The organism is Paenibacillus sp. Dod16 (genome assembly GCF_049893405.1).
In the GTDB taxonomy this organism is placed as follows: domain Bacteria; phylum Bacillota; class Bacilli; order Paenibacillales; family Paenibacillaceae; genus Paenibacillus_AQ.
In genome coordinates this window covers 115,998-141,567 of the sequence record NZ_JBNDYG010000006.1, presented here as the reverse complement: position 1 = coordinate 141,567, position 25,570 = coordinate 115,998, and the positions used below count along the sequence as shown (strand labels likewise).

The 25,570-nt window shown below is 46.8% G+C and carries 26 protein-coding genes, 6 tRNA genes and 1 pseudogene; 10 read left to right on the top strand and 23 right to left on the bottom strand.

The genetic code is table 11. The features are described 5' to 3' along the window. Window positions 1–207: 207 nt before the first annotated feature. Window positions 208–543 (bottom strand): hypothetical protein, encoded by a 336-nt coding sequence (locus ACPV3A_RS07795; RefSeq protein WP_426198715.1) that lies wholly within the window; start codon window positions 541–543, stop codon window positions 208–210. 105 nt (window positions 544–648) lie between these two features. On the opposite strand from ACPV3A_RS07795, the gene ACPV3A_RS07790 reads away from it, so the two are divergent. Both ACPV3A_RS07790 and ACPV3A_RS07785 read left to right on the top strand, forming a co-directional pair. Beyond that, on the top strand, window positions 649–1,056 hold the full coding sequence (locus ACPV3A_RS07790; protein ID WP_426198714.1) for a hypothetical protein: 408 nt from the start codon (window positions 649–651) through the stop codon (window positions 1,054–1,056). Between the two features lie 883 nt (window positions 1,057–1,939). Next, window positions 1,940–2,314: a hypothetical protein gene (locus ACPV3A_RS07785; protein ID WP_426198712.1), complete on the top strand. Its 375-nt coding sequence runs from the start codon at window positions 1,940–1,942 to the stop codon at window positions 2,312–2,314. 132 nt (window positions 2,315–2,446) lie between these two features. Here ACPV3A_RS07785 and ACPV3A_RS07780 read toward each other — a convergent pair whose 3' ends face one another. Together ACPV3A_RS07780 and ACPV3A_RS07775 are read right to left on the bottom strand one after the other, a co-directional pair. Further along, window positions 2,447–2,911, bottom strand: a complete 465-nt coding sequence (locus tag ACPV3A_RS07780; RefSeq protein WP_426198710.1) for a hypothetical protein — start codon at window positions 2,909–2,911, stop codon at window positions 2,447–2,449. A gap of 6 nt (window positions 2,912–2,917) precedes the next feature. Then, complete coding sequence (locus ACPV3A_RS07775) at window positions 2,918–4,399, bottom strand: hypothetical protein (protein WP_426198708.1); 1,482 nt, start codon at window positions 4,397–4,399, stop codon at window positions 2,918–2,920. 891 nt (window positions 4,400–5,290) lie between these two features. Between ACPV3A_RS07775 and ACPV3A_RS07770 the strand changes: the two are divergent. From ACPV3A_RS07770 to ACPV3A_RS07760, 3 genes and pseudogenes are all read left to right on the top strand, one after another. Continuing rightward, a pseudogene (locus ACPV3A_RS07770) lies at window positions 5,291–5,938 on the top strand (thermonuclease family protein); the annotation flags it as partial. 77 nt (window positions 5,939–6,015) lie between these two features. Further along, window positions 6,016–7,428 (top strand): PepSY-associated TM helix domain-containing protein, encoded by a 1,413-nt coding sequence (locus tag ACPV3A_RS07765; RefSeq protein ID WP_426198706.1) that lies wholly within the window; start codon window positions 6,016–6,018, stop codon window positions 7,426–7,428. Between the two features lie 40 nt (window positions 7,429–7,468). Further along, complete coding sequence (locus tag ACPV3A_RS07760; protein ID WP_220683990.1) at window positions 7,469–7,945, top strand: FixH family protein; 477 nt, start codon at window positions 7,469–7,471, stop codon at window positions 7,943–7,945. A gap of 11 nt (window positions 7,946–7,956) precedes the next feature. Here ACPV3A_RS07760 and ACPV3A_RS07755 read toward each other — a convergent pair whose 3' ends face one another. The 6 genes from ACPV3A_RS07755 to ACPV3A_RS07730 all read right to left on the bottom strand — a co-directional run bounded on the left by ACPV3A_RS07755 (window position 7,957) and on the right by ACPV3A_RS07730 (window position 10,361). Beyond that, on the bottom strand, window positions 7,957–8,382 hold the full coding sequence (locus ACPV3A_RS07755) for a thiol-disulfide oxidoreductase DCC family protein (RefSeq protein ID WP_220683989.1): 426 nt from the start codon (window positions 8,380–8,382) through the stop codon (window positions 7,957–7,959). Window positions 8,383–8,467: 85 nt separating this feature from the next. Then, on the bottom strand, window positions 8,468–8,743 hold the full coding sequence (locus ACPV3A_RS07750; RefSeq protein WP_076324660.1) for a hypothetical protein: 276 nt from the start codon (window positions 8,741–8,743) through the stop codon (window positions 8,468–8,470). Between the two features lie 89 nt (window positions 8,744–8,832). Further along, the gene (locus ACPV3A_RS07745; protein WP_071222731.1) at window positions 8,833–9,075 is read right to left on the bottom strand and encodes a zinc ribbon domain-containing protein; all 243 of its coding nucleotides are present in this window, start codon (window positions 9,073–9,075) and stop codon (window positions 8,833–8,835) included. A gap of 134 nt (window positions 9,076–9,209) precedes the next feature. Next, entirely contained in the window at window positions 9,210–9,629 is a 420-nt protein-coding gene (locus tag ACPV3A_RS07740; protein WP_220683988.1) for an organic hydroperoxide resistance protein, read from the bottom strand. 184 nt (window positions 9,630–9,813) lie between these two features. Continuing rightward, a tRNA-Leu gene (locus tag ACPV3A_RS07735) sits at window positions 9,814–9,896 on the bottom strand. A 102-nt stretch (window positions 9,897–9,998) separates the two neighbouring features. Further along, on the bottom strand, window positions 9,999–10,361 hold the full coding sequence (locus ACPV3A_RS07730; protein ID WP_156088551.1) for a helix-turn-helix domain-containing protein: 363 nt from the start codon (window positions 10,359–10,361) through the stop codon (window positions 9,999–10,001). A gap of 177 nt (window positions 10,362–10,538) precedes the next feature. On the opposite strand from ACPV3A_RS07730, the gene ACPV3A_RS07725 reads away from it, so the two are divergent. Next, a complete protein-coding gene (locus tag ACPV3A_RS07725) occupies window positions 10,539–11,183 on the top strand; it encodes a PAS domain-containing protein (RefSeq protein ID WP_220683987.1) in 645 nt (214 codons plus the stop codon). Window positions 11,184–11,303: 120 nt separating this feature from the next. On the opposite strand, the gene ACPV3A_RS07720 is transcribed toward ACPV3A_RS07725, so the two are convergent. The 12 genes from ACPV3A_RS07720 to ACPV3A_RS07665 form a co-directional block, all read right to left on the bottom strand. Further along, window positions 11,304–12,881, bottom strand: a complete 1,578-nt coding sequence (locus tag ACPV3A_RS07720; protein ID WP_426198702.1) for an alpha/beta hydrolase — start codon at window positions 12,879–12,881, stop codon at window positions 11,304–11,306. 22 nt (window positions 12,882–12,903) lie between these two features. Beyond that, on the bottom strand, window positions 12,904–13,896 hold the full coding sequence (locus ACPV3A_RS07715) for a FecCD family ABC transporter permease (RefSeq protein ID WP_426198721.1): 993 nt from the start codon (window positions 13,894–13,896) through the stop codon (window positions 12,904–12,906). Between the two features lie 19 nt (window positions 13,897–13,915). Next, complete coding sequence (locus tag ACPV3A_RS07710) at window positions 13,916–14,923, bottom strand: iron ABC transporter permease (protein ID WP_339219641.1); 1,008 nt, start codon at window positions 14,921–14,923, stop codon at window positions 13,916–13,918. 40 nt (window positions 14,924–14,963) lie between these two features. Continuing rightward, the gene (locus tag ACPV3A_RS07705; RefSeq protein ID WP_071222580.1) at window positions 14,964–15,986 is read right to left on the bottom strand and encodes an ABC transporter substrate-binding protein; all 1,023 of its coding nucleotides are present in this window, start codon (window positions 15,984–15,986) and stop codon (window positions 14,964–14,966) included. A gap of 117 nt (window positions 15,987–16,103) precedes the next feature. Continuing rightward, the gene (locus ACPV3A_RS07700) at window positions 16,104–17,771 is read right to left on the bottom strand and encodes an AraC family transcriptional regulator (RefSeq protein WP_426198699.1); all 1,668 of its coding nucleotides are present in this window, start codon (window positions 17,769–17,771) and stop codon (window positions 16,104–16,106) included. Window positions 17,772–18,030: 259 nt separating this feature from the next. Then, window positions 18,031–18,495: a KGG domain-containing protein gene (locus tag ACPV3A_RS07695; protein WP_426198697.1), complete on the bottom strand. Its 465-nt coding sequence runs from the start codon at window positions 18,493–18,495 to the stop codon at window positions 18,031–18,033. 311 nt (window positions 18,496–18,806) lie between these two features. Continuing rightward, window positions 18,807–18,889, bottom strand: a tRNA-Leu gene (locus tag ACPV3A_RS07690). Between the two features lie 40 nt (window positions 18,890–18,929). Further along, a tRNA-Lys gene (locus tag ACPV3A_RS07685) sits at window positions 18,930–19,005 on the bottom strand. Between the two features lie 157 nt (window positions 19,006–19,162). Further along, window positions 19,163–19,237, bottom strand: a tRNA-Glu gene (locus tag ACPV3A_RS07680). A 436-nt stretch (window positions 19,238–19,673) separates the two neighbouring features. Next, a tRNA-Ser gene (locus tag ACPV3A_RS07675) sits at window positions 19,674–19,762 on the bottom strand. 3 nt (window positions 19,763–19,765) lie between these two features. Beyond that, window positions 19,766–19,841, bottom strand: a tRNA-Asn gene (locus ACPV3A_RS07670). Between the two features lie 26 nt (window positions 19,842–19,867). Next, on the bottom strand, window positions 19,868–20,374 hold the full coding sequence (locus ACPV3A_RS07665) for a SprT family protein (RefSeq protein ID WP_253300264.1): 507 nt from the start codon (window positions 20,372–20,374) through the stop codon (window positions 19,868–19,870). A gap of 98 nt (window positions 20,375–20,472) precedes the next feature. Here ACPV3A_RS07665 and ACPV3A_RS07660 point away from each other — a divergent pair, with 98 nt between their 5' ends. Beyond that, entirely contained in the window at window positions 20,473–20,823 is a 351-nt protein-coding gene (locus tag ACPV3A_RS07660) for a hydrolase/acyltransferase (RefSeq protein WP_071222576.1), read from the top strand. 80 nt (window positions 20,824–20,903) lie between these two features. Next, the gene (cmpA, locus tag ACPV3A_RS07655) at window positions 20,904–21,035 is read left to right on the top strand and encodes a cortex morphogenetic protein CmpA (RefSeq protein WP_015737250.1); all 132 of its coding nucleotides are present in this window, start codon (window positions 20,904–20,906) and stop codon (window positions 21,033–21,035) included. Window positions 21,036–21,132: 97 nt separating this feature from the next. Here cmpA and ACPV3A_RS07650 read toward each other — a convergent pair whose 3' ends face one another. Then, on the bottom strand, window positions 21,133–21,603 hold the full coding sequence (locus tag ACPV3A_RS07650) for a DinB family protein (protein WP_194544415.1): 471 nt from the start codon (window positions 21,601–21,603) through the stop codon (window positions 21,133–21,135). Between the two features lie 146 nt (window positions 21,604–21,749). Between ACPV3A_RS07650 and ACPV3A_RS07645 the strand changes: the two genes are divergently transcribed. After that, window positions 21,750–22,313 carry a CGNR zinc finger domain-containing protein gene (locus tag ACPV3A_RS07645; RefSeq protein WP_194544416.1) on the top strand — a complete coding sequence of 188 codons (564 nt, stop codon included), beginning with the start codon at window positions 21,750–21,752 and terminating at the stop codon, window positions 22,311–22,313. 66 nt (window positions 22,314–22,379) lie between these two features. After that, window positions 22,380–22,820 carry a GNAT family N-acetyltransferase gene (locus tag ACPV3A_RS07640; RefSeq protein WP_426198693.1) on the top strand — a complete coding sequence of 147 codons (441 nt, stop codon included), beginning with the start codon at window positions 22,380–22,382 and terminating at the stop codon, window positions 22,818–22,820. Between the two features lie 160 nt (window positions 22,821–22,980). On the opposite strand, the gene ACPV3A_RS07635 is transcribed toward ACPV3A_RS07640, so the two are convergent. Then, window positions 22,981–25,197 carry a Tex family protein gene (locus ACPV3A_RS07635; RefSeq protein WP_426198691.1) on the bottom strand — a complete coding sequence of 739 codons (2,217 nt, stop codon included), beginning with the start codon at window positions 25,195–25,197 and terminating at the stop codon, window positions 22,981–22,983. Window positions 25,198–25,570: the final 373 nt, after the last annotated feature.

Sequence of the window (25,570 nt, the reverse complement as noted above, 5' to 3'; positions counted from 1 at the left end):
GACTCCTGTACAGTACAGAAATCATCTTCTTCAAAGTGCCTAACCTTTTTTAATTGTCCTTTACATGGGGTACATTTTATTGCTTTATCTATCCTTCTTTGTATTACATTTGACCTCATTTACTACAACAACATTAAGATTTACTACGATAAAATAAGGAAAAGTTGTTCCATTAAAGCGCCCGGTTGCTTAATCATGACTTGCATTTTATTTTTTAGCGTGCTCTGCTTCAATTTCCTCACTCAAATTAGGAAATTGTTTCTTAAAAGATTTTACTATCTTTGTGGTTTTACTAAATACATATTTTTCTACTTCGCCATAAGGAATCCATATTTCTCTATTCTGAATCTGTTCGTAAAGAGACGCGATAACTGTATCGCGATGGTCAGGAGAAAGTTTCCTTGTTGTATGTCTTTCCTTCATCTTATTGTAGTAAAGTTTATAAAGTTCCGTTGCGATCCAATCCTTTTGACTATTTTCCAATTGTAAAAAATGTTTGTTTGTTTGAAGAAGCTTTCCATTTACCTTTATATGATTTTTCATCAAGAACCCCTTTAAATCTTACTTGATTTAGCTAACATTAATAGAAAAAAATGTATTAATTCTCATTATTAGAGGGCATAATGTTAAAAGGAGAGTGAAATCAAAGTGATACGGAAGTTAATAATTATCATGTCTGTGATTTTGTGTTTAAGCGCTCATTTTACATCACAAATTCATGCTGAAGGCATGACTACTGAAATTAATGAAGAAGTTGCTGTGCCCCTGGCTAATGCTATTGAGCAAATTGCTGCAAATGAACCGGTAGAATGTAAAATGGCTATTGCAAGAATTTTAATAAAAAACAGCCAAGATGCCGCTGGAAAGCAACTTTTACTTACCAACTATAAACAAGCTAAGTCTCAGATCGACCAGTTTCCCGAGGAAACTATACTTGCAGTTAAAGGTGCTCTAACAGGATTGAACCCTGTTGAAAAAGCAACCGGTTTCTCGAGGGAATTACCAACAAACAAGAATACCATGGCCAAAATCGGCAGTTTCTATTTTTATAACTAAATAAGATCGATGAAAAGAAACCCAAGGAACACGGGTTTCTTTTTTATTGATTCATCCACGTTAATCTGTTATACGACAGAACGGATTTAGATGGTTAGCATAGCGATATCTTCTCGAATAGCAGGATCTTATCTATAGGCTGGTCGTTTGTGGTACCCCATGGATCAGCGTTACCAAGAGAAAATAGACTTTCTATACAAGATGATTTCCTCTTTTCTTGGGGTTTTTGGTTTGGTCACCGAAAAACTTCTCCAAGTTGGGGTGAAGTCCCTTTTTTATGCTTAGAAATCTTTGTGTATGTATCAAGGGCTCAGGTTTAAGCAAAATACTCATGTACTAATTGTCAACAATTTTATAACTATAGATCGCCTTACCGTGTATAAAAAATAAGTTTTCAAACAACCCCTCCTGGTTGTGAAAACGGTAGCCGATCGTTTTGTTAAGGCTGTCGTTTTGTCTTTGACTTATCTTTAGTTAAACAATGAACATTTGTAGACAGTGTAGGAAATCCTGCACGACTCCATATCTAAAGAGGTGTATGAACATCAATTGGTGCCAACTCACTACCAGTAAGTGCTTTTTTCCCAGGCTTTAGCATCCGTTTGTCTATCATCAGCCGATCCGTTTAAGATTTCAGATAAACACAAACCTAACTTCACGGTCGCTTGTAAAATGTGTGTATCAAGAGCTACCGCGCCGGGCCTTCCGTTCTCTTTATACAGCCGATATTGTCTCACCTCGAACAGCCGAACTATCTGACATTAAGCGATTTGGTACCATCCCCGAAACAGACCGGGAAGGTCCAATCGTTAAAGTTGGCTGAACCTCATGAATAAAAAAAACACGAAATGAGGAAAATGATAAAAAAAGAGGTGCCATACTTATGAGAATAGTTTTGTGTTTGAGTTTACTTTTGCTTTTAAATGGTGTAGGTGTCCACGCAGATAATGCTTCAGCCCCATCTAAAGAACAGTTATTGGAAGAGGCGCTTATCACCCAATACTTACCGATCTTGGGCAAGGCGATTGATGAAGCTACCATGTGTGAGTGGGTATCTGAAATACATCGAATTCAAGGTAGTAATCGTGCTCATAAAGTGACTATAAGTTCGTTTACCTATCATGGACCACATAACCCACCACATGATTTAATTACAGTAACTTTAGCGGATCGTGGTCTAGGAAATATAACTATCCTTAATGTGGACCGTAAAACTAATGTTGATATGGAGGATGTAAGAAATGCATGCAGAAGGTAGGAATTCGTAAGAATATTCTAGAATACTTCACATAATAATTAAATAAGTAGTATACTTTATAAATCAGTTCAATTCAGTGAGAATCAGATCAAAAAAACGAGATGGTTCGGACCCATCTCGTTTTAGAGTACTTTAAAGATTAAATTCCAAATCCCAAGTCTGTCTCCCAAAATAAAGTGCCTCATCGAACCAATCCCAAGTAGAGTCTGTTCTTGAGCATGTAGTACAGAAACCATACCAAACATCAATCCAATATTCGGAATTTGAGTAATTTACATCTCCAATGTCTTCAACAGTGAAATAATCAGCTGGTCCATATTCAGGATGCTCGACATAATATTCAGTAAGAACCATAGTGCCGAAAGGTACTATGGGATTAGAGTGAGTACCTTGAACTTTCGGGTGTACTGCAACCATACCGTATGCAGGAATTTTACCACTTGCTGTTCTTGTTGTTGTTCCATCACTTTTCTTTGTCGGTAGCGAATATGCCGTAACTGTTTGATTCGGTTTGTACACCCACGCAAATGCAGAAGTAGAAAGGACCATAGAAAAAACTAACGCGAGACCAAGTGAAGTAAATAATTTCCTTTTCATTTGAATTCACTCCTTCTTAAAGTCGATCCATTCATAGGCAGGAACTGTAGCAAGAATAAATTTGTTTGAACTTGGTGTAATATCAAACACTTTTCCTTGATCTGGCTTAAAAATTTTCACCAGAGTCCAATCTAAATCACCTCCCTTCAGAAGTTGATAAGCTGTTCCTATCTTTGAAATTATAAAGATTTCATTCTCTTTATAAATTAATTTTCCTACTTGTTCAGGAAAGCTAACTTTTTTCCACTTATTACTCGCAGGATAATAAGCCCATAATGAATCAGTTGAATGAGATAATAAGAAATCATTACCTGATATTAGTCCCATTATTTTTTCATTTTCAAAGGGCACTTTTATTTTTCTCCAAGTATTGTTTTTATACTTTAATATTGATTGATCACTGGATAAAACGAATATTGAGCCCTCACTATCAATACTTAAAAATTCAATAGAATTTTCAATCTTAACTTCTTCCCAACTAAGTCCTGTATTTTCAGAGAAAAATATTTGATCATTTGAATATATGGCAATGTAATCATCCAAATGAGTAATAGCTCTGATTTCTTTAATTGGTGGGGTAATATCTTTTTTGTTTCTTCCATGATGTTGAAAGAACCAGATATTTTTATTTGTACAAACTATAAAATTCTCACTATCATCTATAAACCAAGCATCTAATATTTGTCCCTTTTCATGATCGATCCGCGACCAATTTAGCCCACTATTATTACTAAATGAAAGATTGAAATTATTATCCTCTGGTTCAAGTCCAGCATATCCCCATTCAAGAATATGCTTATTTTTTGTGTTTACACCTAAATAATTATAGTTTTCCTCTGTAAGAAGCTTAGTTTCATTATTGTTTTTATCAATTGAAATAAGACCTCCTCCAACAGCGACTCTGTGTATAGCATCAAAAACCTCACCAGAGTTCATATCTATGAAAATTTTTGCCATGTTATTTTTTTCATCCAAACCCACTACTTGGAGAATTATTTTACTCTCATGCTTTCTCAATACATAGTGATAGCCTTTAGCCCATTGTATTCCTGGCGATAAATTATAGTGGTTTTTCGCAATAGTAAGAAGTTGTGGACTATCTAGAAGGATTTCACTAGGATTTATTAGTTCATTATTTTTATTAGGTCCGGTGACATTTTTTGATTTTTTTACAACTCCGTCTAATATTTGCAATAGATAATGCTGGTTAGAATTGGGTTTTGCAAAAACAAGATTCCATTCTCTTCGTTTACCCGATTCTCCTTTTAAACCTCCTTCTTCTGTATCATCAACACTCGTTACATAAGACAGCATTGCATTAGAGTCCCATCTTATTGCTTCTTGATGACCGATATCTATTGCTTCTATAATGGTTAACTCTTTCTGTAATTCGGTGTTTTCTGGACTTTTATCAGCGAACTTCCAATAAATAACAATAATTAAGATAATGATGAATAAGCTTATGTAGTACATCCATCGTTTCCACATAGCTATCTATACCCCCTTCTATAACCTACTATTATGGAGTATTGGAAATATAATCATTATAAGGGAATTGAAGTAATACTTAATTCAATTATCTACAAATTGAAATAAAAGTATATAGTCCAAAATTCCTCAAATTGGAATTAATTATATATTATTTATAAGTTACATTTTGGTGTAAATTGTATTATCGAGTTACATTTTGTCGTTATCAAGAAAAATGTGACAACTAAGAAAAACTTAAACTACCACGAAAAACCGACAACTCCGGACGGATCCGCGATATTCTGCTTGCCATCTTCTGTACAAGCTCATCTATAAATGTGTACTGGCAAGTATCATAATGCTTCATGGCACATTGTAATATAAATGAATTTTTGCTGCTTAGTCGCCCAAAACAGAAATAGGGCCATATATGGCTGTTATAGGAACGGTGGTATAGTGTTAAGATAGCGATTCATCCGTTCAGCTATAGAAGAAATGCAGGGGGCGAACTCTGAGAGAACATCGGGTAATAGAGATGCACATACATACCGTTAGCAGGCGATTGACAGAATACAAGGGTGACAGAAAATAAGACTTATTGCTGCACAGCTGATTTATCCCATTCTTTAACTGCCAAGCTTGATATTCCATTACTGAGAACCTACTTGTAGTCGGACACAGACCTGGCCATTTTTAGTTATTAATCAAGGTGACGTGCCCGGTTTTACATCGATAAAAACCGAGAATCGAAAGAGCAAATTGATAAGAATGTACATAATTCACTTAATAATATTTTCAATTATGTACTTTTTTTATTATGTACATTTGATTTACGAGCCAATTCACATATATTTTATACCGATTATGATGATATTACTTGATTATGTACATCAGTATTTATTGAGATATGACGGTGACACCATCAGCGTGATGTTCGAAGGGAAGAAGGAAAATGTCCGGATGCTCCTGATCGATACCCCCGAGACGAGTCATCCGAAGCTGGGCGTACAGCCATTCGGGCCCGAGGCCAAGGCTTTTACGAAGGAACTGGTGGAACAAGCCGACCTTCTTGAATTGGAATTTGATATCGGTCCGAACCGCGATAAATACTCCAGACTGCTTGCGTATGTATATGCCGACGGAAAAATGGTCCAGGAATCGCTGCTTGAAGAAGGACTCGCCCGCGTGGCCTATATCTATCCGCCCAACACCCGCTATGTGGACAAATTTGATGATTTGCAGCGGATCAGCCGGGACCAGGCGCTCGGGATATGGAGCGTAGAGAACTATGCCCAGGAAGACGGCTTCCATCCGGAGGAGCAGGACAACACAAACAACAAGAACAACGGCAGCCGTAATAACACAGCGGCAATCCAAGCTCCGAAAGAAAACAGCCAAGAGTCCAAGCAAGGCTGCGACATCAAGGGCAACATCAACTCGAAGGGCGAGAAAATCTACCATACTCCCGAATCCCCATACTATGAGCGCACGAAGCAGGAGCAGTGGTTCTGCAGCGAGGCAGAAGCCGTCCAGGCCGGTTTCCGGGCCCCGAAGTAAACCATCTGTTATATGAAATGAACCCTCAAGTTCATCTTATATAAATTTTAGCCTTAATTGAAAAGGAGCCACCAGCCATGGGGAACAAGAAACCTCCAGCAGCCAAACCATATGAAAGTCAATCATCTAATCCAAACCCTGCCGCATGGTACAAAACCGTGTGGAGATGGCATTTCTATGCCGGCATCATTTTTGCGCCCTTTCTGATCATCCTGGCGATCACCGGCTCCGTTTACTTATTTAAGCCTCAGATTGAACAAGCGCTATATCGGGACTACTACACGGTAACCCCTCAGGTTGAACGGGTAACGCCCAGCAAGCTGGTCGTACAAGTTAAAGCGCTCTACCCTGACGCTACGATCACGAAATACCGCCCCGGCGAGTCGGATTCCCGCTCTACAGAGATCAGTTTGACCTCAGGGGGCGAATCCATGACCGTCTTCATGGACCCCTATACGGGAGAAAAGATTGGCGAGCTAAAAGACAAAGACCGCATCATGGACAAAATCGAGGAGTTCCACGGTGAGCTGATGGTCGGAACCGTGGGGGACCGAATCGTGGAGCTTGCCGCCTGCTGGGCGATCGTGCTGATCATAACCGGATTATTTTTATGGTTTCCGAAAAATAAAAACAAAAGCAAAAAGAAAAGAAACCTCGCGGGCATCCTGTACCCGCGTCTGGGCAAGGGCAAGCAGATTCTCCGCAGGGACCTGCATGCCGTTCCCGCCTTCTGGATCGCGGCAGGCATGCTGTTTCTCATCATGACCGGATTACCCTGGTCAGGCCTGTGGGGCAGCAATTTTCAAACGATGGCGACCAATACCGGTACCGGTTATCCGCCTTCCATTTGGTCGGGCAGTGCCCCAGTATCCCATGTCGTTCAGACCAAGGAAGTGGCTGATGTGCCTTGGGCCGCCGAAAATCTGGAGGTACCTAACTCCACCATCTCCGACTTTACGCCGCTTCCAATCGAAGATGTGATGTATGTGGCCCGAAGCGAGGGGATCCATCCAAGCTACACCATCAGCATTCCGCAGCAAGCCGACGGGGTGTACACGTTGTCGGCCTATCCGCCGAAAGCCCAAGACGAGGCTACCATGCATATCGACCAGTACAGCGGCGCGGTGTTGGCGGATTATCGCTATGATCATTACGGAGTCGTTGGCAAAGCCGTTGCCCTGGGCATTACACTGCATAAAGGAACCCAATTCGGCATCGTCAACCAACTTTTCAGTTTGCTTATATGCATAGGAATCATTTTCATTGCGGTAAGCGGTTTGTACTTGTGGTGGAAGCGAAAACCGGAGCATGGACTGGGGGCACCAAAAGCACCCGAGGTTAAAGCCAAGAACATGAAGGTATTCCTTCTGCTGCTCATCGCTTTGGGGATCCTGTTCCCGCTTGTGGGCTTGTCGCTCATCATCGTGTGGATCATCGATTATGTCATCGTTCGGAGGGTACCGGCGATCAAGACATTTCTGAATGCCTGATTCGGTCTTTACTCTAACTACAATAAGGGGTGGCGGTTTCATGATCATGAAAAGCCGTTTTATATTATGCGCACTGCTATCGTTCCTGCTGCTGAGCGCTTGTTCGGCCAGTCCCGAAGCAGTCAACCGGTATGAAAAAGAAATCCCGCTGATCGCCGAGGTAAACATACCGGAGACGTTATCCGTTCATCAACCGGAGACCATTGAAATCATTCTCACCCAGGATGGCCAAAGAGTACCTGGTGCGGATTTTGTCCACTACGAACTGTGGAGCCATGACGGCTCCCTGCGGGATCCCATGACGGATGCGGTAGAGGTCGGTGATGGCGTGTATACGGTAACCAAAACCTTCGATAAAGAGGGGCTGTATTTCATCAAGCTGCACAGCGGCAACAACGGTTCCATCATCATCCCCCAGAAACCGTTCGCCGTCGGCAAACTGTCCGAAGCCGAGCTTGCCTACCTGCAAGCGGGGACCCCGACATTTCAAGAGGGTACGGCAGATCATCATCATTAAAGCAAGCTGGATTAGGACAAAAACCGGCGCCGAATCTCCGGCGTCGGAACCATGCATTCCGTCGATTGTCCGAACCACCGGTAGCGGTTCTTTGCCACCCAGCGGTACACCAGATTCCGTAAAAAAGGGGGAATCAGGATAAAAATATACGACAGCGGCCAAGGAAAGCGAAGACGCCGTGCAATCCGCAGAGCTCCCGTCGACCTTGTGTAATACCTCCCCTGTTCAATCAGCACCATCGTTTCCGTAGTATCTCCACGAAGCCCTCCCTGCCTCAACAGCTCCTGCCCAATCTCGGACTGCAGCGAAGCGAAGCGAAAGGCACCGGCAGGATCTCTCTTGATAATGAACTGCGTCAGACCCTGGCACAAATGGCACACACCATCAATCAGCACAATCGCATAGTCCTCATGATTATCGGTTGCACGATCCTTCATATATTTCCTGGCTCCCTTCAGGCCTAAAACAAGAAAAAACGCAGGAGCCCTCTCCTACGCTTGATCAAGTACGCTTATTGGTTTATTACTCAGCAGCTTTGTTCAGCCACTCGCCGTCTTTCATCTGCTGGTCGAATTCGTTCGAGAATTTCTCCATGCATTTGCATATGAAATCCTTACGACAAACCGGGCAAGGTACTTTCCCAAGTCGGCTAAGCGCAGTCAGTTTCCATTCCGGGAAGCGGTTATAGAATACGCGAATATCCGTTCCGTCAGCCGTGTGGATAATGAATTCGTAAAGCCCTTCTTTTTCATTGCTTCCAGCTGTGGTCACATTTGCAATCTGCGGTCTGTATGGCATGTTCATCACCCGTTTATTTTATTTAAATTCCCTATGACTGGTTTGTACTTTCTGGTACTTAGTCATATTAAAGAATTTTAGGGGTGATGTCAACCGAAGAACACATCCAGGATCGAGCCAAGCTGCCCCCTCTTTTTACCTTCTAATATATCCGGGTTGAACACTTCCACATATCCGCAGTTCGTACAGGAAACAAATAGGAAATGATTGTGCTGAATATCAAACATCTTGCTCAGCCCGGCCCCTGACATCGAGACCTCTTTCGTCTGGCAGTGATTCCCTCCGCATTTGCTGCATACAAACCGTTCCTCTATCATTTGTTCAATACTCATCTTAAGCGCCCCTTTCCAATTCATAGCTTTAACTGAAATACGGAGTATCATGTAAAAAGTTTCATATTCCGCATCGTAAGCCGACAAAAAAGGATGGCCCTCCATTTCAGAGGACCATCCGAATTCCTATATGGTTAGCTTACGCTTAACTCCACGTCGATGTTGCCTCGGGTAGCCTTGGAATAAGGGCAGAACGCATGCGCCTTCTTCGCGAGGTCCTCCGCCTGGCTTCGTTCGATTCCCGGCATTTCGATCTTCAGCTTCACCGCAAGCTTAAAACCGTCAGCGCCATCGTCCTTTCCGATCATGACCTGAGAATGGATCACGACGTCCTTGAGCTCGATGCCCTCTTTTCGGGCGATATGAGCCAGGGCGCTTTCGTAACAGGCGCCATAGCCGGCCGCAAACAGCTGCTCCGGATTGGTTCCGTCACCGCCCGGTCCTCCAAGCTCCTTCGGCATGCTTAATTTGTGATTAAGAACCCCATCGGTAGATTCAACAGAGCCTTCACGCCCTCCAATGACTTTTACATCTGCTGTGTATAATGGTTTCATGCTCGTTCATCTCCTTCATGCCCTATTATGGTCTCTACATGTACTCTTTAAACTTGCAGCACAAATTGAAACGATAATTGGGCAAACTCGCATAAGAAACAGCATGTCCCAGCTTGCCAAGCAAACAAAAAAGCCGTTTATCAAAGGAAGAATTCCTCTTGATAAACAGCTTCTTCATAAAGTATGCGGTAGAGAGGACTCGAACCTCCACGGGTATACACCCACTACCCCCTCAAGATAGCGTGTCTGCCATTCCACCACTACCGCATGTTATAAGGGATGTTCTGTAGCGAACATTCCCTATTATACTGTTCCGTCACACAAAAGTAAAGATCCAAATTATGGGGGGTCGCTTAGACGCATGAGCAGCTAGGTCTTATCGTTTCGTTTTTCCTTCCGGTATGCCGAAAACTCGATGTATTCCCGGATAAACTCCTTCTCATTCTCTGCCAATCCGGACATGATGGGAAGATCGGATGATTCCGGGTCCACTTCGTACTCCCCACGCGCTTCATTGACGCGGGTAGGGTTGCCCTTGCCAATAATCAACCAATCCAAGCTTACGGAAAAGAATGCAGCAATCTCAATCAATTTATTTGTACTCGGCGTTGTTTTCCCCCTCTTCCAATCACCAAAATTTCCTGTGCTGATCCCGAGGGTTTCACAAAACGCCTTCTTGGTCATACCTCGGCTTTCTATGAGATGTTCGATTCGTTGGTAAATAGACTGCATCAAACAACCGCCTTCCTAGTTCTCTTTGAAAGAAAATTACTTATGTACGTATTTTTCTCTTGCAAAACCACTTATTTACGTGTATAATCAAATATATATTGCCTAAATTATACCATAGTACTCATGGATCGTTGTATCTTTTACTCATGAGTCTATTCAGTATGAGGAGCGAGTCATTTGCCCTACGATACCATGATCACATCCTGGAATAATGCGGTTCATTCCTTGAACAAAGGATTGATGATCATTACGCCGGATGGCATCATAGACAAAATTAACGATCCACTCATTACCATGGCCGGAAGATATGGTGTTTCCCCTGAGTTTGGATGGCAGGGGGCATCTTTTTTTAATCTCGCTTCCAAGTCCCTGAGTCTGGCTTCATTTGGTCACTTTTTCCGTGAGTTGGATTTGCCCTCCGTAAGAGATGTTATGTTGGGGAAGCAATCTGATTATTCCTTTGAATATGCCGTACAATGGAACGGCCAAGAGAATTGGGTTTTATGTGAGGTACTGCCGCTGCTTATCAACAAGGACAGCCGTATTCACGGAGCTATGATATCATTTACGGATATTACGAAGTTCAAACGCAAGGAGCTGCTGCTGGAACAAGCGCTGGCTCACAGCTTTCCCCTTCCCGGGCATATTCCCATCTGCGCCGTATGCAAACACGTTCACCACGCGGAAGAGTGGGAGCCTGTGGAGAGCTATTTGGAGAGCCGCCTCCCCATTGAATTTACCCACGATATCTGTCCGGATTGCATTCGCAGATTATACCCGAAGTACTCTTCCATCCTTGATGATCCGGAGATACACGATTAACTCTCTGCCTATACACAGCAACGCAGAATAAGCAGCTTCATCATCCGGCTTTATCCCTGGATATGAGGCTGCTTATTCATGCTTATTCATGCTTAAGGCATTATTAAGGCATTATTCTCATTACGCGTTCACAAAACGAAGCAGAGGGCTTATCAGAGCAGGCAGCACCGAGACGTGGCCTTCTCCCTCAATTTCATGGAACGTAGTCTCCAGCACCTCATCATGCCCTTTGAGGAATGCATAGAGTTCCCTGGCGTCTTGAACCATGGACGGCTTCTCCTCAGCTCCAACATACAGACGCAGCTCTTTACGCTGTCCGCTCTGTTGTAAACGGAGCTTCCCCTCTTCCCACCGTTTGTACAGCGCGTAGTTCTTCCACCACACCGAGGGACAAGCCGCAATATACCGCGAAAAGGTCTCAGGTCTGGTGAATAATGTATACAAGGTGAAAAAACCACCGAGCGAGTGCCCGAACAGCGCCTGCTTCGAACGATTCACCGCGTATTGCCGCTCCACGGCCGGCTTCAGCTGAAACTCGATGAACATAAGGAATGCTTCGACGCCGCCTGTTTCCGGCCAATCCAATCCGTTAGGGCGGACCGGCAATTCATGGTCTTCAGCATATTCAGTAAAGTTGTAAAAACGCTCGCTGCTCACGATCGGACTGTCACTATCAAAGCCGATCCCGACAATAAGCGCCGAGGGAATGCCGCGGGGGGTCCGGGATTGCAGTCGGATTGCCTCCGCAAGCGTTCCGAAGGTCGCATTGGCATCCAGCGAATATAATACAGGATAACCGCCTTCAGGTGGTGGTCCCATCGGTTCGGCAATGAAAATACGGTATTCGCGGCCTGTGACGTCGGATTGCATGGACCATGTCACCGTTCCCGGTATGCAAAACAGAGGATCCTTTTCGTGGTAATTGCAGTTAGCTCGCACAATCTCAGATTCTTGGTCATATTCTTCCTTGACGAACAACCACCGCAACGCATCCGGAAATCTTCTGGCCATAAAAATGGGATCATGGGTCCCATCAGGATCTACCGCCAGTTGGAGCCGCTCGAGGCTCCCCCCTTGTTCGATCCAGAATCGATGCGCCTCGACGTTATTCGGATACATATGTTTCTGCGCATTGTTCTTATATGCGCCTTCCAACTGTCCAACGGACATATATACCCTCAGCCCGGCAGGCAATTCCCCCTGCTCCCTGATGTAACCCATAACCCCGTCATACCATAACGAAGCCGACAGCATCCCGATCCGTCCGAAGGTCTCGGGACGCCAATACCCCGCGAACATCGAGATCAAACCGCCAAAGGAACCACCAATGATGGCTGTATGTTCGGGCGCTGCGAGTGTACGGTACTGTCTGTCTATGTACGCCTTGATGACATCCGCCACCTCATCGACATAAGCTCTGCCCTCCCCGCCGAAAGGCGGATTGCCCTCCAGCAGCGGCTCGGCCGGCCAAGGCGTGTACTCACGGTTTCGATTTGTTGACGAAATCCCGACCAGGATGACCTCGACGAGTTGTCCTGCTGCAAACAGATGGTTCAGATAATTGAGACAGTCCGTGAACATATCTCCTTGATCCTGTACGTAGGCAACAGGATAAGAACGGTCCGACTCATGATAGGAAGGAGGCAAATACAGTGTGAGTTCCCTGTCCTCAACCACCAGCTGTTGATAACGATTCATGTGATCCTCCCGAAAGCTGCTTTTATTTTCGCATACGAATTAATAGATAGATAAAATATGGAACCCCAATCACGGACACCACAATGCCTGCAGCCAGCTCGGCCGGAGCGAATATCGTTCTGCCGATGAAATCGCCTATGACCACAATCGCCATGCCTGCTATACCGCTGATCGGGATGATATGCCTGTGCCGCAGTCCAACCAGCTGCCTCGCCAGATGCGGAGCGATCAGACCGACAAACCCGATGCTGCCGGATACGGCAACGCTCGCGCTGACCAAACCGATGCTGCATAGAAGCAATACATTTTTCTCCCGTTCAACGGTTACCCCGACACTCTTCACGCTTTCCTCGCCCAGCTGGAACAAATCGAGCACTTGAGAGCGGAGCCAAATGACAGGCGGCAGCATGATGAGCCAAGGAAGCATCGTGACCACGAACTTCCAGTTAGCGCTGTGAAGGCTGCCGGCCAGCCAAGCTACAGCCATCTCATAATCCGATGGATTCATTTTCAGCGAGAGGAACATCGTAATAGCACCAAAACCGGATGCAATCGCAATCCCCACAAGAATTAGCCGCTGCGGATCCAGCTTTCCGTTTTCTCTGGCGAACATAAATATGGCCGTAGTTGCCGCCAAACCGCCAGCGATACCGAACATCGGCATCATCATAACCCCGAACCAGCCGGTCATCGTGATCTGCCCTTGCAGCAGGAACATAAACAACACAACCGCCATGCCTGCGCCTGCATTGATGCCGAGAATGCCCGGATCCGCAAGACCGTTGCGGGTAACCCCCTGGATAACTGCACCGGCCATACCCAGCGCAAAGCCGACGAGAGCGCCAAGCACAATACGAGGCAGCCTGAATTCGAACACAACGAGATCGAAATCCGAATTGGGATTCATGCGGAGCAAAGTTTGAAATACTTCCTTGATGGACATATCAAACGTCCCGTTGGTCAGACTGAAATAAACGGCAGTCAATACAACCAAGATTCCTCCAGTCAGAACCATCGGGAATCGATAATAGGTGTTACGCACGCTGAGCCCCTCCCCTCGTCTTGATCAAGTAGAGGAAGAAAGGAACCCCGATCAACGAAGTTATAACACCCACCGGCGTCTCAAACGGGTAATTTACAAACCGTGCGAGAATATCGCATAATGCAAGAAACATGCCGCCAAGCACGCCTGACACCGGTACGATCCATCGATAATCCGAGCCGGACAGGAAACGGGCAATATGAGGAATAATCAAACCTACAAAAGCAACCTTACCCGCCAGCGCCACAGATACGCCGGTCAGAATCACAACAGCCACCATCGCAAGGGCTTTAATAAGCCATGTATTCACACCGAGCCCTTTGGCCGTCTCGTCCCCGAGCGACAGCAGCGTGATCGATTTGGATAATACAACGGCAAGACACAAACCAACGATTGCAAACGGAATGCTCAGTTTAATCAGTTCCGGGTCCATGGCATGCAGCCGGGCATTGTACCAGAAGCTGATATTTTGCGATATCTGAAAATAGGCCGCCAAAGCCTCTGCAGTACCGCTAAGAAACGTCCCGATTACGGTTCCGAGTATAGCCAGTCGAACCGGGCTGAGCCCGCCAGGAATAAGCCATGCCAAGCCGAACACGACGGCCGCTCCGATGGCTGAGCCGATCAACGAGCTGACGATATACATATTGGAGCTGGCGTTCGGGATAAATACCATGAACAGTGTTACCGCGAACACCGAACCATCTGATACTCCCATGATGGATGGGGACGCCAAATAGTTCCTTGTCATTCCTTGCATTAAAGCGCCTGATACCGCGAGAAAAGCGCCGATAAGCATGGCACCGACAACTCTCGGCAATCGGGAGCTCACTATGATCTGATGATCGATGCTCTCCGAATCAAAAGCAAAGATGGAATCCCAAACGGTATCCATCGTAATATTTTTGGCTCCATACAGGATGGAGGCCGCTATGAGCAAGAAACAGACTGCCGGGGCCATCACAAGGATGACAGCCGGCAGTGATTTTTTGAACCTCATGAACAACACGCCTTATAGGTTTATACTGAAATGTTGGATGTTACTTTGTCAGGCTTTCGACTGCAGCTTTCAGAAACTCGATTTTACTGTACGCGGTTCCGCCTTGAGCCAGTGGATCCACCACGTTGACAAAAGCGGTCCCGTTCTTGAATGCATTCAAGTTCTTCATGATCGGATCATTCTGAAGTTCTTCCAAAGCATTCGGCGTATCCTTATTCTCATCTGGCGAGAATTGGACAAATACATAATCCGGATTCATCTCTGCAATTTTCTCTTTCGAGATCAGTTCCTGTGCTTTGGCTGCCGCTACTTCAGCCGGTACTTCAATCCCCAAATCCTCATACAATACCGGGTTAAAGAACACGCCTGCCGGATAGATGTACATCTCGCCCGCACGAATCCGAAGCGCCAGAACTTTCTTGTCCTTCAGGCTATCTCCAATCGTCGCTTTGACTTCTTCCAAGCTCTCTTTATATTTCGCGATTGCCTGTTCCGCTTGTTCCTGTTTGCCGCTTAACTCGCCGAGCAATTTCAGGTTGCTCTCCCAGTTGGTCGATATATGGGAGTACGGAATCGTGGGTGCGATTTTATTTAACTGCTCAATGACTTCAGGCTTGGCTTTGGACGATGCCAAAATCACATCCGGCTTCAAAGACAGGATCGTTTCGAAATTCGGCTCCATTTTCTCGCCAACCGACTGGGCGTTCTTCGTAATCGATTCAAACATCGGCGGGAATTTACCCGAGAAGCTAATGGCCCCAACCGGGTTTACTTCCAGCACAATGGCATCCTCCATGGCTTCAACGGCACCGGTGATAACGATGCGCTCCGTCTTGGCCGGAAGCGTATATTCCTGATCGAGATATTTCACAACTTTAGTATCGGACGATGCTGGAGCCGCTTCTTCTTTCGCAGCGTTTTCCTCCCCGGCTGTGTTCGCGCTCTCTGCTGCATTATTCGCGCTAGCTCCGTCTGTATCTTTAGCCTCGCTGCCTCCACCGCAGGCGGACAGTACCAACGCAAATACCAGCAATAACCCCAAGACCCATTTCATTCGTTTCATCTCTCTCCAATTACCCCTTCCATGATCTATGATCACTCAACAATTGATAATGATTATCATTATTGATCATAGTATAGGATTTGCTCTCTTAGTACCATGGACAAATCACCGGATTCCTCATGGACAATTTCCGGAAAACAACCGAAAGGCTTCCTCCGCCATCTGCTCCATCGCAATGGGAGAGTACTCGCGCCAAGGGTAAGAGGATAGTTGGTGCAACGTTCCGTCTCGCACCGCAGGAATGGTCATCCACTCCGGCGTTGCCTGCAGTTTTCTCCAATTGGCCAGCGTTTCGGAATCCTGACGGATCAAGAGCAGCATATGGTCTGCCCGGCTCTCCTTGATCTGCTCAATCGTTAAACGTCCAGCCTCCTCCCAGTCCACAGACTTAGCCGGCTGAAAATTAAAATAATCAAATAATAGTTCCTTCATGCCCGGATGACTGTAAGCCATCAGTTCATCCTGATGCAGGCGTGCGGTCAAAAGCGTGCGTTCTTCCATCATTTCAGCGGGGAGCTTCCCACGGTATGTCGATATTTTATGATGAAACGTATCGATCCACTGCTCTGCTTCGGGCAGCTTGTTCAGCAATTTAGCGAGCCCTAACAGATTAACCTGCCACCCTCCCTGCTCTTCCGGCATTTCGTAGAGGGGGGCAATCAGCCGAAGCTGCTCCTTCTCCCAATCTTCCACCCCCTGTGCACAAACGATGAGCTCCGGACGTGCCGAGGCCAGCTTCTCCAGATTCGCATATTTATTATGATTCTGACGGTATGCATCCAGATGAACGGGGATATCCGGCCCAAGAATGTTATAGTAATGCTGTGACCACTTCGGATGAAGCGGAGCCGCATACGGCGTGAAATCCAGCGGCATGGCGTAACCCAGGAGGGCCGTTGAGCCGTACATCGCCAGTTTATTTTTCCTTGTTTTCATATACACCGAGGGGGATATCCCGAATGCCTTCTTAAACTTGCGGCTAAAATAAAATTCATCCTTATACCCCACCATGTGCGCCACTTCACGCAGCAATGAATCCGAGCCCAGCATCAACTGCTTCGCCTTGTTCAAACGAACATGCGCCAAATAATCCATCGCGCTGTGCCCGTACGTCTTCTTATATACTTCAACAAAATATTTGGGACTCAGCTCCGAAAGGTTCGCCAATTGTTCAATCGTTAAATCTTCATCATAATGTTCTTCGATATACTCCTTCACCCGCTCCAGCGCTTGCCGCTTATCATTCTTGGAGTAAGGGCTGCATTCGGCAATCATCGTATATAGCAGCTCTTGAAAATCCAACTGAACCCTCCATTGCTTCATGGGCTCCTTACTGTGAAAATCCTTATACATCGACCGGCAGACGAGATTCAAGCGGTCCGGAGAGCTGATGACAAAGATGCCGTCATAGGGCATGAAATCGGCGCAATCCACCTCATGCAATCTACCGCATCCTGATATCCCTTCCATGAAACTATAATGAAAGATCGCGACCGAAGCCTGCTCGTGCTCCTCGGAACTCCTGTGATCGACACTCGTAATTCCGAAAGTAGTCCCCGCTGCACAACAATAAACGCATCCCTTATTCATACGGGTGATTTGCTCGGCCTGTTGTAAACAGGTTTCTCCGCTAAGCGGGATAATCAGGGCTGGCTGCACTGCCAACTGCTGCTCCAAGGAGAGCTCTTGCCCATGAACAATATCCATATTCCATAAACGGGCCGTGAGCCCGCTGTATTCACGCGAATCTTTTTTGATACTGCTATTCGTTGACAGGTTTAACATATGTACAGACCCCAACCTTAAATGAGAATGGTTATCATTATCATATAATTATCACACACCGTCCCAAAAGTCCAGCACGATCTTCTCTTTTCCACCTTGTCGCATGATGATGTTAGACAAAAAGAAAGCAGCCACGCGCTCCCTGTCAGGAAGCCGTAGCTGCTGCTTTTCAAATATTGGGTATGAAGGCGGATCCTTCGCATGAGAGAATTTCAGTCCCCTCCAAGAAAAACCTCTTCTCAAATGCGTCGGATTGTCATTAGTTCCCCCGCTGGCGCTGTCTTGCTCTTGCCTCGCCGCCTTTGCGGCCCGCTTCTTCACGGCTCATCTTGCCGTCCCCGCTGCTGCCTCTGTCGCTTCTGGCTTCGCCGCCCTGCTGTCCAATCTCTTGATAGAACTCACGTCCGTGGGATTCCGAGGTAGCCTCGCCGCCTTTGCGTCCGATGTCCTCATAGAATTCCCTGCCATGGGAATCGGAAGTCGCTTCCCCGCCCTTCTGGCCGATTTCCTGATAAAATTCCTTATCATGGGAGTTTGACGTGGAGTCTCCTCCCTTTTTACCGATGTCCTGATAAAACTCTTTGTCATGGGAACGGGAAGTTGCTTCGCCGCCCTTCCGTCCAATTTCTTGGTAGAACTCTTTGTCATGGTTGTTCGCAGTTGCTTCTCCACCTAAACGTCCTGCTTCTTCACGGCTCATCTTTCCGTTGTTGTTATTAGCCATTCTGAATCACTCCTTATAGGTAATTTGAAGTTGTTGCTCGTCCACGTTATGATATTAAACTCCTGACCAGAGATGAAACACTTGTTGTGCATAAATGTGCAATGAAAATCGATCAAAACCGTGATGAATCCTATGTAAACCTTGATATAAGAAAAAACTATCGACGTACATTCTAAAGAAGACAGAACTCGATTAGATGTTATTTTCTTGCATGATCAGGTAAGGCCATGCTTCGAAGTTTATACTTTCTGATATCTTAAGCGCAAAAAAAAGCTCCGCACAAGGTACGGAGCTTTTTCTTAGTATTCGTATGCGGTAGAGAGGACTCGAACCTCCACGGGTATACACCCACTACCCCCTCAAGATAGCGTGTCTGCCATTCCACCACTACCGCATAATATAAGGAGTACATCGTTTCGTTGCTTTGTAAAAAATGGTGAGCCATGAAGGGCTCGAACCTTCGACACCCTGATTAAAAGTCAGGTGCTCTACCAACTGAGCTAATGGCTCTCGATGACAATCGTGCTGCTGCCATATAAGAAAGTTATATAGAAAGTGGTGACCCGTAGGGGATACTCTCTCTTCGTTCGAGACTGCGAAGCCTATCCTAACGATGATTATGCTCCGACGAACCGACGGGCTTCTCATCCCGAGGTTATATAGAAAGTGGTGACCCGTAGGGGATTCGAACCCCTGTTACCTCCGTGAAAGGGAGGTGTCTTAACCCCTTGACCAACGGGCCACTTTAACCACGTCGCCGTGACGACAAGATTGAGTATAGCATAATTCCAAAAATGCTGGCAAGCTTTTTTTCGTAAATTTTAAAATTTATTTTTGGAGCTTTTTCGGCCAATAAATCAGCCTAAAAATTCCGGTGTTAACTCCACTTCTTGAACGCTATTTCCTTCTCGATCCACATGGTATGCATGTGCATTTTCCCTTGAGCTTACAATTCGATGCAACCGTCCGTCCATAAAATGTATTGCAACCCCATCATGGGAGCTTTCTTCGATGTAACRCTCAACGAAAGAGAGAGGGRTACTCTCCCTTCGGTCGAGACTGCGAAGTATTCCTAACGCTGCTTATGCTCCGACGAACCCTATCCAGGGTTCTCATCCCTATGCAAAAAAAGCTCCCGATCACTTSGTGATGGGAGCTTTCTTCGATGTAACRCTCAACGGAGAGAGAGGGATTCGAACCCTCGCACCGCTTACGCAGTCTAACCCCTTAGCAGAGGGTCCCCTTATAGCCACTTGGGTATCTCTCCATATGGCTCCCCGAACAGGACTCGAACCTGTGACAACTCGATTAACAGTCGAGTGCTCTACCAACTGAGCTATCAGGGAACATTAAGTTGGATATTAATAATTTATCATGACTTCATAGGGGAGTCAAGCTTCAGGAGTGTAAGGCGTCCGCTGCACTTTCCGCACCGATACCGGGCGGGATTCATCTTCCGTTTACGCAGATATTCGGTTGCGCAGACGCTGCAGCGTAGTTTATATCGGTATGGTTCCGGTTGGCGCCGGCCCGCGGCCTTGCCCTTCGGCAAGGATTTGCAGAAACGGCTCCCTCCAACGGCTTGCAGCAGGCTTTTGAAATCAGCGTCCCGATGCCGGTATCCCCTGCCCGCGATATGCAGATGATAGTGGCACAGCTCATGCTTGATGATCTTCTCCACCTCTTCCTTACCGTTCGTAGCAAGCTGATGCGGATTGATCTCAATGTTATGGCTTTTCATGAAATAACGCCCGCCTGTTGAAGACAATCGCCGGTTAAACGTAGCCTGATGCCTGAACGGAACCCGAAAGCTTTCCAGCGAGATTTTCTCAACCCATGCCTGCAGTTCTTCATTACTCATCTCGTTGATCGTCACCATGTCTGATCCTTCCTTTTGCCTTATAAATGCTACTTGAATTTTAACTTCTCTCTGGGCTACACTGTCAAGTAGAAAGTATGGAGGGAGAACCTGCAATCATGCCGAACATGCGCTACGTTATTTTAAAAGGACAGGACGAGCTGTTATTTGTTGAAATGCCCAGTGACTATGCTTACCAGCTCAGTGCTCTAAATTTACGCCTCAATAAGGAAATCGATAAACTCACCGCCGCAGGCAAACCTCAGCTGCCTCTTGCTGTAGCCGAATGCGACAATTTGGATCTGCTTCAGGAATCGCTGAGCATTCAAGGTGGTCTGGAATACATAAATGAGCTTGAGCAGGCCTTTGCTTCCCTTAAGGAAACGGAATATCCGCTCATCTCATTGCTTACCGAAATTCGTGCTCTCCAAGCGCAGCTTGAGCAATGGTACGAGGAAGAAGCGTTATAATCGAGGTAGACCTGCACGCTTTGGGCTTTTTCCCCATATGCTATCCATACAGATGGAATTAGCAAGAGGAGGAGATACCCTTGCCGCAATGGCTCTGCAATCAATTGACACGCGCTTTTCGCAAAAAGGACAGACGTCAGATCAAGCTGCTGAATGAATGCTGGTACTTTTACCGGAATTCCCCGGGCGAAGAAAACTCGAATGCCCGTTAGTGCACTGCAACCGATCCATAGGTATGACAATAAGCCGGACGCCCTGTCCGGCTTATTTTTGCATTTATTATGATGGCTGAATGGACGAATGTTATACTTATAGATCGCTGCGTTTAGCTGGCCAGGAGCCCTGAAGCTTCCGGAGAAAAACAATTTGTCCCGTATGATACGCATCATGCATGATTAAGCTAAGTATTCGCTGCGGCGATTCGATGATCTCTGCCTCCGTCATCACTTCCATCTTCTGTCGTAAAGCGGCATGAACATCCTGAAGCTGCTCCCGAGCCGTATTCCATGCCCCCTCACTTGTGTCATGAATAAGAAACGTCTCGTCATTGCCGATTCCTTCATTAGGAAGCGGCGTTCCTTCCAATCTCGCGAGCAGACGCTGCTTGTAATACAGCAAATGCTGAACGTTCTCCCAAATGGAATTTGCCGCCTGCCCTTCCGGTTTCCACAAAGCCTGCTCAACTGTTACGTCCTTCAGGGCAGGAAGAATCGGCGGATACCAATCCTCCTGCCCCATCGCATAATCCCAGTTTTGGAGCAGCAGTTCCTTCATGTTCATAACCATCGCCTCCGCATCAAATTTGTAACCAGCATAAATCAAATAGCATGTTACATAAAAATTAACACACTTCGGACCCCATTACAAGTAACTAGCAACATTAATATTTACTTGTTACAATAATGAGATGAGAAAGGATGAGTTTCATGTTATGGGATGATTTTATAAACAGCGAATGGCATGACTGGAGGGGCAGCGGCCGATCCGAGGACCGGCTTGCCCGAGAGGATTGGCTCACCGATTTCATGAACCAATATCAGCTTCAAGTCAGCCTGCCCCTGGCCCCGGATGAGCTGGGGCAGTTGAGGGAGCTTCGTTCCTTCCTGTTAACGTGCGTTCAACACATCGTTGCGGGGGAGTCACCCTCTCCCATGGAGATAGAGCAATTAAACCGCTGGATGGCTGCTGGACCCGTTATTCGTCATCTGGAGATCGATGAGGAACAAAATTTGGCGCTGTCCTATATCCTCCAAAATCCTGGCCTGCAAGCAGCGGCTGCCGAGATTGCCGGCTCCTTTGCGCAAGCCATCGAGCAAGGCGAATTATCCCGGTTCCGCATCTGCACGAATCCCGATTGCCTCTGGGTATATTACGACGACACGCGTAACCGTTCCAAACGGTACTGCGACGATAAAATGTGCGGCAATCTGATGAAGGTCAGACGATTCCGGGCGAAGAAAAAACAGCAATCTTCGGACAGCGAGGACTAAGCCGAATGCTTATGCTGCGCGCAGTATACCTCCACATCCATTTTGAAGAAACTGAGGTGAGTAATCATGAGCATCAAAAGGGTGACTCAAGCAGAATTGCCTTGGGTCAATCAACAATACGTGCACATCGGCTTTCAGCCAAGTTCACTGGACAATGAAATCATTGCCATCGTCATGTCGCAAGACGACTACGCAGGAGTCGGTCGATTGGTTAGACTTAATGAACACGAGGCGGAGCTCGGCGGTATTTATATTCTGGACAAGTTTAGAGGCCAGTCCCTCGCGCACGAAGTCGTCTCGTTTCTGGTGGAAGAATCCAAAAGACTAGGTTTTAAGACGGTTTACTGCATTCCGTTTGAGGAGCTGCAGCATTTCTATAAGAAGTTTGGTTTTCATGAAATCGATGTAAATGCTCCCGCAGTCGAACCCAAAATTTCGGCTAAATATCACTGGTGTCTCGAAAGATACGATAAAAAAGTACTGCTGCTAAAGCTGAGCCATGGCTAAGCCAACCGCCAGGACATGCCCCGTTAGCTCTTACTCCAAGAATTATTCAAAAAAAGAGCCGTTCTCCCCAAAGGAACTGCACCTCCAAATGTTAGGTCATCGCTAACGACTGGGGTACAGTTCAAGGAGTTACGGCTCTTCTTCTATTTTACGCAAGTTCCTATGACTGATCTTTCGGCTTGCGCATCGTCAATCCGACGCGGCCTTTCTTCAAATCTACATTCAGCACCCACACGGTAACGTTATCCCCCACAGAGACAACATCCATCGGGTGTTTGACAAACCCATCGCTCAGCTGGGAAATATGCACCAGTCCGTCGCTCTTGATGCCGATATCCACAAAGGCGCCAAAATCGATGACATTGCGTACCGTTCCCTGCAGCTCCATTCCCGGCATGAGATCCTCGATCTTCAGTACGTCCTGACGGAAAATCGGCAGCGGCAATTCCTCCCGCGGATCGCGTCCCGGGCGCTGCAAGCTGTCCAGAATATCACGCAGCGTCGGCACGCCAACCTCCAGCTTCACGGCAAGGTTCTCCGGCTGCTGGGCATCCAGCAGTTCAGCGAGCTCCTTGCTTCCAAGCTTGTCCAGACTTACCTGAAGCTCTTTGAACAAACGGTCAACCACCGCATAGGATTCCGGGTGAATCGGGGTACGATCCAATATGTTCTCGCCTTCCGAAATCCGCATAAAGCCCACGCACTGCTCATAGGTCTTGGCACCGAGACGCGGAACCTTCTGGAGCTGCTTCCGGCTGACAAACTTCCCGTTCTCTTCCCGGTATTTCACGATATTTTTGGCAATCGTCGCATTGATGCCGGCCACATAGGATAGTAGTGACGGCGAAGCCGTATTCACATCCACCCCGACATGGTTCACCGCAGACTCCACGACGGCCTTCAGGCTCTCCTCCAGATGCTTCTGGGTTACGTCATGCTGATATTGGCCCACGCCGATCGATTTCGGATCAATCTTCACCAGCTCGGCCAGCGGGTCCTGCACACGGCGGGCGATCGAGGCCGCGCTGCGCTCGGCGACATCCAGGTCCGGGAATTCTTCCTGCGCCAGCTTCGAGGCCGAGTACACGCTTGCTCCCGCTTCATTGACGATGAGGTAGGCCAGCTCAGGGTCAGCAAGCTCCGCAATGACTTCTTCGGCTACGAACTGCTCCGTTTCACGGGATGCCGTACCGTTTCCAATGACAATAAGCTTGATGCCGTATTTGGCAATCAGCTCCTTAAACTTGGCGGCCGCCTCCTGCTTCTTGTTGGCCGGCGGCGTCGGATAGGTTACGGCCACCTCAAGCAGCTTGCCCGTATCATCGACCACTGCCAGCTTACAACCGGTACGGTAGGCCGGGTCAACGCCCAGCACACAGCGTCCCTTCACCGGCGGCTGCAGCAGCAGGCTGCGCAGGTTCCCGGCAAAGATGGAGATTGCCTGGTTCTCCCCTTTTTCCGTCAGCTCTCCCCGTACTTCCCGTTCAATCGATGGAGCAATGAGGCGCTTGTATGAATCCTCGATCACCGCCGTAAGAATGTCCGTGACGGCTGATGGACCTTTAAGCACCTGCTTGCCGATATACGCGTGAATGGATTCGGAAGGAACATCCAGCCCTACCTTTAGAATATTCTCGCGCTCTCCCCGGTTAATGGCCAAAATCCGGTGCGGCGGCATTTTCTTCGCCAATTCCCGGTAATTGTAATAGTTCTCGTATACGGATTCCACTTCGGTATCCTTCGCCTCAGAGGTCAATATGCCGTGGTCCAAGCTGTATCTGCGAACCCAGGAACGAACGGTTGCATCATCGGCAATGTTTTCAGCCAGTATATCCATCGCGCCTTGCACGGCCTCTTCTGCCGAAGCCACACCCTTCTCCTCATCCACATACTTGGCTGCCTCAACCATCACATCAGCCTGCTTCGGCTGCGACCATATCCACTCCGACAGCGGCTCAAGCCCTTTTTCCTTGGCAACGCTTGCCCGGGTTTTACGCTTTTGCTTATACGGACGGTAGAGATCTTCTACCTCCTGCAGCTTAACGGCGGCCGTAATCGATGCCTTCAGATCTTCCGTCAGCTTGCCTTGCTCCTCTATGATGCGGATGACTTCCCGCTTACGGATCTCCAAATTGCGCAGATAGCCAGTCCGCTCTTCAATATCACGTAATTGGTTCTCATCCAGTTCGCCTGTCATTTCCTTACGGTAACGCGCAATAAACGGTATGGTATTGCCCTCATCCAGAAGTTCAACGGTCGTGCGCACCTGTTTTTCGGACAATTGAAGCTCCTTCGCGATCTGCTTCACGATCCGTTTCGATTCTTCCTTGCGAATCTGTTCCTCATTTACTTCCACAACAGCTTCTAATTCAGACAATGATATCCCTCTTTCTTCAATGAAACTATATTTGCTATTATCCCAAACTTAAGCGCTCATTTCCACTACATCGCTCACTTCATAAGGCTTTAAGCTGCTTTTAATGTCAATTTCATCTGATTTTAAGATTAAATTTATATTCTTAGTGTACGAAAATGCTGCTGCCGGATATCCGCACCTCATTACAATTAGGGGGTCACCTTAGATGAATGACAAACATGCGATTGCCTGGTCCGTTGTCTGCCTTTTGTTTATCGCAGCGGCGGTCACAACGGCCTACATCCTCATACCTACAAACGCGTAAACCGCCGCTCTCTTAGTCTCATGCATCCATTGCCGTGCCCTTCGAACATACCCTCCATATAAAAACCCT